Below are 9951 nucleotides of genomic sequence, written 5' to 3' on the forward strand. Positions count from 1 at the left end.
CTCCATTGAGGAAACGCTGATTGTATCCGGCGATCAGGATAACGCGCGGCGGATTTGCTCCTCGCCGTAACCCTCGATCGCCACGGTCTTGTCGCGCGCGGTCGCACCCGCCACGACGGTCACGTCACGGGCCGGGCAGCCCAGCGTCTTCGCCAGCAGGGCGCAAACGGCCTCGTTTGCCCGGCCTTTCTCTGGTGGGGCCTGCACGCGAAGCTTGAGGATATCCCCCATCCAGGGGCCAATCGCATCGCGCTTGCTGCCCGGCGCCACGCGGACCCTAAGGCGAGCCAAACCGCCTAGTCGGCCGGCCGCGTCGCCAGGTAGGCGCTGAATACGCCGAGCTGCACATCGCGCTCGACCTCGCGGAAACCGACATCCTCCAGCACGCCCATGATCTTCTCCGGCGGCACGCACTCGTTGATCGTGTCCCAAAAATAGCGCATCAGCAGATGTCCATCCGGGTCACGGGTCAGCAGGCGGCTGAGAAACGGGATGAAGTCGCGAAAGTAGAACCGCGCCATCTTGAACTGGCGCTCCGTGCTGGGGCGCGAGACCTCGAGGATCATGCAGCGACCGCCCGGCTTGAGCACACGGAAGTACTCGCCAAACAGCTCATGCAGGTCGCGCACATGGCGCAGGCCGTACCCCATGTACACGCGGTCGAACTGTTTGTCCGGCAGCGGCAACTGCTCGCCCAGACCCTCGATGAAGCGCGCCTTGATCGAGCGCCGGGCCACGTCGATCATGCCGCGGCTGGGATCGACACAGGTGATGTTCTCGTCACCGACCACCTTGCGCACCTCGCGCGCCACCGGGCCCGTGCCCGTCGCGACATCCAGGACATCCATACCGGGATTCAGGCCGGACTGCTTCAGCGCGTAGCGGCGATACGCCTGGCCGGTGCCCAGAAAGCCCCAGCGCAGGATGCGGTCGTAATGCGGTGCCGTCCGGTCGAACAGGTCATCAACAAACGCCCGCTTTTCCGACTCGTCGCCGTAATAGTCCTTCAATACCGGATGCGGCTTGTACCCCGGATCATTCATCCACTTCCCCCTTCTGCGCGCCGCGCGCGCCCAATGCCAGTTCAATGCCCGCGAGAGGCGGGGCCCTGCGGGCTAGCCCTCGCGGTACAGCCCTTCGATTTCCACTAACAGTTCGCTGCGGCAGATATCCCCATGCAGCAGCAAGATGTCTACGTCTTCGCCCAGGCACTCGCGCAGATGCCGCTGCGCGCGAGCACCGTCTGCCCGGTGGCGCAGATAGACCTTCAGCATCGACAGGTCGCCGGGATCGCGCAGAGCCACAGCGCCCTCCTTGGAGGCCGCCGCCAGCAGCACCCCGATATTGCGCAGGCTCTCGTCGATCTGGGCCTCGAGATCCTCCGCGTGCCGGCTTTCGTGGCCCACGATGCTGGCCGTCCCGGAGATGAACAGTTCCGCGGCCCCGCACGCCTCCTGGCTCATCCGCGCCCGCGCGAAGGACGGGCTGCGCGGCCCGTACTGCCGCGGATAGCGAAACGCGCTGACCTGGCGCGGATTCTCGATCCGCAGCGTGGCCTCGCGCATGGCGATGAAGTAGATCAGCATGCCGTCGGCATGCGTGCCAATGGCCGTCGCCGCCGGCAGGTGCCGCTCGAAATCCGGCAGGGCCTCGAACACCCGGGCGCGCCCGGCACAAAAACTGCGGTAGCGCTCCTGGCCGTTCAGTTCCTGGTTGATCGCAGGGAAGTAGTTCCAGGCCCGCACCAGGTGTCCGAACCCCCGCTCCTGGCAGGCCTCGAGGATCGCATGATAGGCCTGCTCGGTGATGGCCCCGGGGTCCTCGGCGGCGCCATGCGGCCGATACCAGCAGCCCACGAGCCGGTCCCCCGCATGCGCCAGCATCAGGTCATCGATCTGCTCGGTGCGCACCGCACCCGCTGCGTACCAGAGCTCGGGCGCCGCCTCGCGGCCTTCCGGGATCTCCAGTGGCTCGAGGCCAAGGGCAATATCGATGCCGTCCGGGCGCAACGTGGCCCCGGTAACGGGACCGAAACGCAGCGTGAGTACCGGTGCGTCACTCCGGCCTTCCTGCCGGCTGATCGCGAGCCCCGGTGGGCCTAATTCAAGCTGAGGCATTCATGCGTCCATGCCGTTCAAGACGGGCACAAAAGACGCCGATTCTAGCACCGCACCTACTCCCCGTCCCCATTCGTCGCATCCCGCGGGCGCAGCTCCAGGCCTGCATCCTCCAGAAACTCGCGCAGCCCCTCGGTGTAGCGCGAGCCGGTCGCCCGAAAGGCGTCATTGTGCCCGCCGTCCATCTCCATCAACTGTGCCCCATCGCCGCCCGCCTCCAGCAGGCGTTCGGCATGCGAAAACGGCACGATCTCGTCCTCGCGCGCATGAGCAAACAGCAGCGGAGCCTCGATCGCCCCCACCCGTCCAAGCACGTCGTATTCATGCCGGATCAGCGCCCGCACCGGGAGCCAGGGGTAGACCTCCGCGCCGAGATCGGCGGCCGAGGTGAAGGCCGCCTCCAGGATAACGGCCGCAGGGCTCTTGGTCTCGGCCAGCCGCGCCGCCACAGCTGCGCCCAGGGAACGGCCGAACAGTACGATCTCCTCGGGTTCGTACTCCAGATGCTCGCGTAGCCAGTTCCACGCCGCACGGGCATCTTCATAGGTGCCCTCCTCGTCAGGTCGCCCCTGGCTGTTGCCGTACCCACGGTAGTCGATGATCAGCACCGCGAGCCCCAGATGATGGAACTGCTCGAGCGACTCCAGGCGGTGGCCGATATTCCCCGCATTGCCATGCAGGAACAGCAAGACCGGCGCATCATCCTCCGGACCCGGCAGGTACCACCCGTGCAGCCGCACGCCGTCTTCGGTCTCGAGCGCCACATCCTCGTATTCCAGCCCGATGTTCGCGGGACTGCCGACCACATTGCTGCTGGGCATGTAGATCAGCCGGTCCTGCGTCAGGTAGATCAGCCCCACGAACAGGGCGTACCCAACCGCCAGAATCAGCGCCAGTTTGAACAGGTTCAGCATGATCCGATCGTGACCCGGCAGGGGTCCGATGGCAAGCCAAAGCGGTAGGCCGTCGTATGAATCCCCTTCAGACAAAGCCTTTGCCCGGCGGACGGCTGACGTACAATACCTAGCGATCATGCGCCATTCGCTACTCACCAACACCGAGCTGCAGGGCCTGGACCGCGACCAGCTGGTCGCGCGCTTTGCCGGGCCCAACGGCGATGCCGCGTCGGCAACCGCGCTGGCGGATGCGCTGGACCTGGCGCTGGCTTCGGTGGATGCCTCCGGCCTGGAGTCTCATCCGCTGGACGTGGCCGAGGTCCTGCGCCATCTGAACGTGGACCGGCAGACCATCACCGCCGCGCTCCTGGTCAGCGCCTATCTGGCCCGACAGATCGACGAGCGCGCCCTCAAGGAGCGCTTTGGCGACTCGATTGCGCGCTTGACCGTCAACGTCGCGGCCCTGGTCAGCCGTCGCTTCGAGGCCCCGGTCGGGCGCCCGGAACAGGCCGAACGCCTGCGCCGCATGCTGATGGCGATGGTCGACGACGTGCGCGCGGTGCTGATCAAGCTCGCCTACCGGGTGCAGCACCTGCGCCTGACCGTGAAGGAGCCGGACGACGGCGCGCGTGTGCTCGCGCAGGAGACCCTGGACGTGATCGCCCCGCTGGCGAACCGCCTGGGCGTGGGCCAGCTGAAATGGGAGATGGAAGACCTCGCGCTGCGCATCCTCGAACCCGAGACCTACCGCGAGATCGCCAAGGGGCTGGAGGAGAACCGCACTGAGCGCGAGACGTATGTAGAGCGCTTCGCCCATACCCTGCGCGACCGGCTGGCCGAAGCCGGCATCCAGGCGCGCGTGTTCGGGCGGCCCAAGCACATCTACAGCATCTGGAAGAAGATGCAGCGCAAGCAGACCTCGCTGGACGAGCTCTACGACCTGCGCGCCACCCGTGTAATCGTCGATGAGCTCGCCACCTGCTACACCGTGCTCGGCATCGTGCACAACGACTGGCGCCACCTGCCCAGCGAGTTCGATGACTACATCGCCAATCCCAAGGACAACGGCTACCAGTCGTTGCACACCGCGGTGGTCGGCCCCGAGGGCAAGGTCGTCGAGGTGCAGATCCGCACCCGCGAGATGGACGACTTCGCCGAACTCGGGGTTGCCGCGCACTGGCGCTACAAGGAGGGCGGGCGAGAGGATCAGGCACTCAACCGTGCGATCAGCAGCCTGCGCCAGTTGCTGGAGGCCGCGGACAACTCCGACCAGAACCTGCTCGACGAGATCCAGAGCGAGCCGCTGCACCAGCGCGTATTCGTGCTCACGCCCCAGGGCGAGGTGATGGACCTGACCCAGGGCGCCACGCCACTGGACTTCGCCTACGCCGTGCACACCGAGGTCGGCCACCGCTGCCGGGGGGCCAAGGTGGACGGGCATATCGTCCCGCTGACCTACAAGCTGAAGTCCGGCGAACGCGTCGAGGTGCTGACCACCCGCGAGGGCGCCCCCAGCCGCGACTGGCTCAACCCCAATCTCGGCTACCTGAACACCGCCCGCGCCCGCTCCAAGGTGCGCACCTGGTTCCGCCAGCAGCACCAGGACGAACACCTGGCCACCGGCAAACACCTGATCGACCGGGAATGTCAGCGTCTGGGCTGCGGTTCCAATCTGGACCGCAATGCGCTCGCCGAAGCCATGAAGTTCCAGACCTTCGACGAGCTGCTGATCGCGCTCGGCGCCGGGGATATCACCACGAACCAGATCGCCGGGCGCATCTCCCAGCAGCTGCGCGAGCAGCGCCAGGCGGAAAAGGCCCGTGCCGAACAGGCGGCCCCCCCGCAACCCGCAGAACCGCGCCGCGAAGAACGCATCCAGGACGACGAGATCCGCATCCGCGGCGTCGGCGGCCTGCTGACCTCCCGCGCGCGCTGCTGCAACCCACAACCGGGCGACTCGATCGTCGGCTTCATCACCCGCGGCGCCGGCGTATCCGTCCACCGCAGCGACTGCGTCAACATCCTGCGTATGCCGGAGGAGAAGCGCGGCCGCCTGATCCCCGTCTCCTGGGGCGACGAACCCGAACGCGAACCCATCACCCTCGAGCTCGAGGCCCACGACCGCGCCGGCCTGCTCGGCGAAGTCGGCAATGCCTTCTCCGCCAGCGGCATCAACCTGCTGCGCGTGAACACCCGCACCGACCCCTACGACCGCAGCGTGCACATGGAACTCGAAGCCGAGATCACCGACCTCGGCGAACTCAGCACCCTGTTCGACCGCCTGCAATCCCTCGGCAGCGTCCAGTCCGTGCGCCGCATCCCCAACCCGTCAGCCTGAGCCCGGCTACGTAAGCACTACTGCATCGTCCAGAGGGCTGGCCTCCTACGCCAACACGGCCACCTGTAGGAGCGCAGCCCTCTGCGCGATCCAACGTTGGACAGGCCCCTAACCGCCGGGCTTCATCGGCCCGGAGCGCATGGAGTTACGGCGGGTATTCTCGTAGGCGTTGGTGCCTTTCCGCCCCGCGCGAAGTTCACGCAACTGGCGGCTGGCATCGCCGCGGCGTTCGGTCAGGATCGGAACGGTGTCTTCGTAGAACGCCGACAGGCGTTCCAGCGCGCTGCGCAGGGCCTCGCCCGTGTCATCACGCAATGGTACGGGCTCTTCGCCAAACGCGCGTTCGACCAGCACGCGCGCCTTCAGGTCGAGCTCTTCCAGGCGGTCCCAGTCTTCTTCGCGGATGGCCTGGTCCATCAGGCCGCGTACGGCCTCCACCGCATCCTCCAGCGTTGCACCGGAGTCCTCTGTACCCGCATCGTTTGTCGTCATGATCGGCGAACGACAGCACGCGGCAATCCCGCGGTCAAGGTCAGACGCCTCAACCGGCCTTGCGCTGACGTTCCTCGGGCGGAATCTCGTCCCAGCCGGCCTTGATCTCGCGCAGAAGCTTGGCGACCTCGTCCAGCGCCGCCGGGTCGTTTTGCGCATTGCCTTCCAGCAGACGGCGGCTCATGTATTCGTACAGCGCATCCAGGTTCCCGGACAGTTCGGGGTTGTGCTTGTGGTCCAGCACCGCACGCAGTGACTCGACGATATCGATCGCCTTGCCGATCTTCTCGCCCTTCAGGCCCACATTGCCCTGTTGCATCGCGCCCTTGGCCACCGCAATGCGCTCAAGCGCGCCCTCAAACAGCATCTGGATCAGCCGGTGCGGATTGGCCACCTGCGCCTCGGCCAGCGCGCCGGCCTGACGATATTGGTTGACCCCTCGATTCGATGCCGGTCCGTACATCTGTCTGTCTCCGTTATCCATTCACCGCGTGGCGGCGACTATCGCCGAGAGTTGTTCTGCGCCAGCGGCATGTTCGCCAGCTGATTGGTCAGGAAATCACCAGTGCTCTGCATTTGTGCAACGGCGGAGTCCATTCGAGAGAACTGCCCGATAAGCCGGCTCTCCATTCGCTCAAGCCGCACATCAAGCCTTTCCCGTTGCTGTTCTATACGCTCCAGATCGCCGCGAAGTCCATCGGTCCGATTCCCAATCAGCCCATCCGGCCCAACGAAGGTCCTCGCCACCTCTTCCATGCGCCCGCCGACCTCACGAACTACCTCCGAAATACTTTCGAAGTCATTGTTATCCATCGCCTGATTAAAACGACTGGTGTCGAAATTCAGCGTCCCATCGCGATTCGAGACGATCCCCAGCTCGGCCAGCGTCTGCACCCCCGAATCCGGCACTCCGGCCGGCTGCAGCAGGGCCTCGCTCAAGCGGCTGCGCACGCCGCGTACGGTACTGTCACCCGTCAGCACCGACGGCTCGTCGTCCTCCACGTTGTAGGACGTCAGTTCCCGGGTTTGCCCGACCAGGGTGTTGTATTGCTCGACAAAGCCCTGCAGAGCCTCTCGCAGCGCGCTCTGGTCTTCCCGCACAGAGACGGTAGCCGGTGCCGTAGAGGTGCCTTGCAATTCGATCGTGACGCCTTCGATGGTGTCGTCCAGGGTGTTGGTGGCGCTGGTCACGGTCACGCCGTCGATTACCGCCTCGGCATTCTGCGCCGCCCGCGTCTCGACCAGGTTGCTGCCATCCAGGCGCGACAGGCCACTACCGGCCGGGTCCTCGGTCGCGGTCAGCGAGATCGTGTTGTCCGCCCCCGTCTCGGAAGCGTTCAGCACCAGCCGCGCACCGTTGCCATCGTTCACGATGGACGCTCGAACGCCCGCACCGGCCTCGTTAACGGCATCGCGCACATCGCGCAGCGTGTCGCCTTCCTCGACATTGATCGTCACCGGGCTGCTATCCCCCAGCTGCAACTGCAGCTGCCCGGCCCCGACCTCGGCATCACCGTCCGCAAAATCCCCTGCGGTGGTGGCGAGCGCCTGGGCCTGCGCCAACTGGTTCACCTGTAGCGAGAAGGCGCCATTGGCGGCGGTGCCGTCGGCACTCACGGTTGCCACGCTCTCGTCGGAGATCGAGGCCGTCTGATTCAGTTCGAACCCGGACAGAGACAGCAGCGAACCTTGGAGCTGTTCGACCCCGTTGCGCAGGTTTCCGAAGGCCGAAATCTGCGCCTCAATACGCTCTTCGCGTTGATTGAAGCGCTCCTCCTTGGGAACGCGTTCGGCGTTCAGCAGGTCGCCTACAATCTGGTTCAGATCCAGGCCGGACCCCACACCCATCGCACTGATTGCCATCGTATTGCTCCTCGCAGGTCGACGTCTCGACCGCCTCTGTGCACGTACAACTTCTGTAACGACAGCCTAGCGCAAATCTTGATCCCCCACTGCGAAAAATCTTCGCCGCTGCAACACAAAAAGGCCGCACCCGTTTGGATGCGGCCTATAGAAACCGGGGCAGCACTCTTGACTGGCGCCAGCGATCCCGGGGCCGTGCATGCCATCATTCAAAGGCCAGCACGGCACCGTTTACTGCAGCAGGGCCAGCACGTTCTGCGGTACCGCGTTGGCCTGCGAGAGCACCGAGGTACCCGCCTGCTGCAGCACCTGGGCGCGGGTCAGCTCCGCCGTCTCCGCCGCGAAGTCCGCATCGCGGATCCGCGAACGCGCGTCCGACAGGTTCTCGGCACTCACACCCAGGTTGTCGATGGTGGACTCGAAACGCACCTGCACCGCACCTAGCTCCGCACGCAGGCTGTTCACCTGGGTTAGCGCACCGTCCAGCGCACCGATCGCCTGGCTAGCGCTCTCGCGAGTGATTACGTCGATGTCGTTCAGGTTGACCTGGGTTGCAGGCACCGGATCACCGAAGGCCGGATATGCTAGGGCACCTCCGTCCAGATCCGTGACCGTAATGTCATCGCGCACGTCGAATTCAGCATCAAAGGCCCCGTTGATCACGATCCCCGTATTGCCCTCATTGTCTACGCGCAGAGCCGCACTCAAGCCGGCATCGGTGATAGTGCTATTCCCTGCTGCGGCATCTTGGATCGCGCTGTTGATCTCGCGCACTACCTCGTCCAGCGTGGTCGGCCCAGTAAAACTCGCTGTAACCACCTCACCGGTGAATGCCCCGTCTTCGTTAAGAACGATCTCAAAAGGTCCGACGAACTGGAATCCATCTTCGATCTGCTCCTGGCTGAATCGCGCGGCGGAGATCGCCTCGGTTGTACCGAGCTGGGAGGTCCGCGAGTCCACGCCGCTGACCGCAATGGTCTGGCCCTGGTTTGCGCCCACCTGGAAGAACAGATCCTCCACACTGCCGTCCAGCACACGCCCACCGTTGAACTCGGTGCTGTTGGCAATCCGCGAGACCTCGGACATCAACTGCTGAACCTCGTCGTTCAGCGCCTGACGGTCCGAGGCCGAGTTGGAATCGTTCGCCGCCTGCACCGCCAGCTCGCGCGCACGCTGCAGCGCATCACCCACGGTGCCCAGAGCGCCCTCGGCCGTCTGCGCGAACGAAATCCCGTCATTGGAGTTACGCACCGCCTGGTTCAGACCGCGAATCTGGGTGCTGAAACGCTCGGAAATGGCCAGACCGGCCGCATCGTCCTTGGCGCTGTTGATCCGCAGGCCCGAGGACAGACGCTCCAAGCTCTGCGCCAGCGCACCCTGGGAATTCCCCAGATTGCGCTGCGCGTTCAGGGACAGAACATTGGTATTGATGATCTGGGACATTACCCCCTCCCTGCAAGCCCCGAAACTGAGGCAACGAGGGCCCGATTCGCCCTCTCAATACGCCTTTATCGGCTGTAGACCCGGCCGCTTTAGACCCAGCCGGCAGTTTTTTGCCGTGCGTCCGGCATCGCTCCGCCACCCACAACGAGAAAAGGCCGGCCCCGAACCCGGGACCGGCCCTTCTGGCCACCATTATGCGCACCGGGGCGGCTCGCCCCTGACGGCATCAGGCCTGATCCACCAGGCCTGTACCGCCCAGTTCCTGATCACTTTGGAAGCGCTCCACCAAGGCCAGCACGGCCTCGGGCGGGATCTGGCGGATCACCTCTTCGCGTTCTCCATCCATCACCGTGATCACCGTGCGGCCACTGGTGTCGTCCACGCTGAACTCCAGCGCCCGCTTGGTGGATTGCAGATAGGAATTGATCGACTCCACCACCTGATTGACCTCGTCCATGTCCATGGCCTCGATCGCAGGTCCGGTGGAAGCTGGCGCCGTCGATTCGGTCCCGCTTCCCGTACGCGCGATGGCCTCCGGCCTTCCCTCGCCACGAACAAGACCCGCGCCAGGACCCGGGGCCTTGGCCCCCTCGCCCCCGCGCGGGTTCACTGCCACCAGCGGCGATGTGATACTGCCGATTCCATCACTCATGTCGCCGTCCTCTTCAGAAGGAGAGGATGGCGCTCGCGCCATCCTCCCTCAACCCGAAGCCCGAGTGATCGAGCTTACTGCAGCAGGGCCAGCACGTTCTGCGGAACCGCGTTGGCCTGCGACAGCACCGAGGTACCCGCCTGCTGCAGC

General features: G+C 65.2%; 11 protein-coding genes. 1 reads left to right on the forward strand and 10 read right to left on the reverse strand.

Annotation, left to right across the window (positions count from 1 at the left end; all coding sequences use genetic code 11):
- Positions 1-33 precede the first annotated feature (33 nt).
- The 4 genes from C936_RS0113850 to C936_RS0113865 all read right to left on the reverse strand — a co-directional run bounded on the left by C936_RS0113850 (position 34) and on the right by C936_RS0113865 (position 3031).
- Entirely contained in the window at positions 34-291 is a 258-nt protein-coding gene (locus C936_RS0113850; protein ID WP_038038896.1) for a DUF167 domain-containing protein, read from the reverse strand.
- Between the two features lie 5 nt (positions 292-296).
- Positions 297-1043: a class I SAM-dependent methyltransferase gene (locus C936_RS0113855; RefSeq protein ID WP_018173928.1), complete on the reverse strand. Its 747-nt coding sequence runs from the start codon at positions 1041-1043 to the stop codon at positions 297-299.
- A gap of 72 nt (positions 1044-1115) precedes the next feature.
- Complete coding sequence (locus C936_RS0113860; protein WP_018173929.1) at positions 1116-2009, reverse strand: hypothetical protein; 894 nt, start codon at positions 2007-2009, stop codon at positions 1116-1118.
- A 164-nt stretch (positions 2010-2173) separates the two neighbouring features.
- A complete protein-coding gene (locus tag C936_RS0113865; RefSeq protein WP_018173930.1) occupies positions 2174-3031 on the reverse strand; it encodes an alpha/beta hydrolase in 858 nt (285 codons plus the stop codon).
- A gap of 118 nt (positions 3032-3149) precedes the next feature.
- Between C936_RS0113865 and C936_RS0113870 the strand changes: the two genes are divergently transcribed.
- A complete protein-coding gene (locus C936_RS0113870; protein WP_018173931.1) occupies positions 3150-5351 on the forward strand; it encodes a bifunctional (p)ppGpp synthetase/guanosine-3',5'-bis(diphosphate) 3'-pyrophosphohydrolase in 2202 nt (733 codons plus the stop codon).
- A gap of 108 nt (positions 5352-5459) precedes the next feature.
- Here C936_RS0113870 and C936_RS0113875 read toward each other — a convergent pair whose 3' ends face one another.
- From C936_RS0113875 to C936_RS15230, 6 genes are all read right to left on the reverse strand, one after another.
- Positions 5460-5843, reverse strand: a complete 384-nt coding sequence (locus tag C936_RS0113875; protein WP_018173932.1) for a flagellar protein FliT — start codon at positions 5841-5843, stop codon at positions 5460-5462.
- A 49-nt stretch (positions 5844-5892) separates the two neighbouring features.
- The gene (gene fliS, locus C936_RS0113880) at positions 5893-6306 is read right to left on the reverse strand and encodes a flagellar export chaperone FliS (protein ID WP_018173933.1); all 414 of its coding nucleotides are present in this window, start codon (positions 6304-6306) and stop codon (positions 5893-5895) included.
- Between the two features lie 38 nt (positions 6307-6344).
- Positions 6345-7706, reverse strand: coding sequence for a flagellar filament capping protein FliD (fliD, locus tag C936_RS0113885; RefSeq protein ID WP_018173934.1), 1362 nt, complete (start codon positions 7704-7706; stop codon positions 6345-6347).
- A 231-nt stretch (positions 7707-7937) separates the two neighbouring features.
- Positions 7938-9149 carry a flagellin gene (locus C936_RS0113890; protein ID WP_018862916.1) on the reverse strand — a complete coding sequence of 404 codons (1212 nt, stop codon included), beginning with the start codon at positions 9147-9149 and terminating at the stop codon, positions 7938-7940.
- A gap of 226 nt (positions 9150-9375) precedes the next feature.
- Positions 9376-9678, reverse strand: a complete 303-nt coding sequence (locus C936_RS0113895) for a flagellar protein FlaG (protein ID WP_369699448.1) — start codon at positions 9676-9678, stop codon at positions 9376-9378.
- Positions 9679-9875: 197 nt separating this feature from the next.
- On the reverse strand, positions 9876-9950 hold the full coding sequence (locus C936_RS15230) for a flagellin (RefSeq protein WP_369771444.1): 75 nt from the start codon (positions 9948-9950) through the stop codon (positions 9876-9878).
- Position 9951 lies beyond the last annotated feature (1 nt).

This window comes from Thioalkalivibrio sp. ALJ4 (genome assembly GCF_000377225.1).
Taxonomy (GTDB): Bacteria; Pseudomonadota; Gammaproteobacteria; order Ectothiorhodospirales; family Ectothiorhodospiraceae; genus Thioalkalivibrio.

Bases quoted from the DNA above. Each gene is read 5' to 3' on its own strand.
- C936_RS0113890 (WP_018862916.1), bottom strand. From the start codon at position 9,149: ATGTCCCAGATCATCAATACCAATGTTCTGTCCCTGAACGCGCAGCGC.
- C936_RS0113875 (WP_018173932.1), bottom strand. From the start codon at position 5,843: ATGACGACAAACGATGCGGGTACAGAGGACTCCGGTGCAACGCTGGAG.
- C936_RS0113870 (WP_018173931.1), top strand. From the start codon at position 3,150: ATGCGCCATTCGCTACTCACCAACACCGAGCTGCAGGGCCTGGACCGC.
- fliD (WP_018173934.1), bottom strand. From the start codon at position 7,706: ATGGCAATCAGTGCGATGGGTGTGGGGTCCGGCCTGGATCTGAACCAG.
- C936_RS0113865 (WP_018173930.1), bottom strand. From the start codon at position 3,031: ATGCTGAACCTGTTCAAACTGGCGCTGATTCTGGCGGTTGGGTACGCC.
- fliS (WP_018173933.1), bottom strand. From the start codon at position 6,306: ATGTACGGACCGGCATCGAATCGAGGGGTCAACCAATATCGTCAGGCC.
- C936_RS0113855 (WP_018173928.1), bottom strand. From the start codon at position 1,043: ATGAATGATCCGGGGTACAAGCCGCATCCGGTATTGAAGGACTATTAC.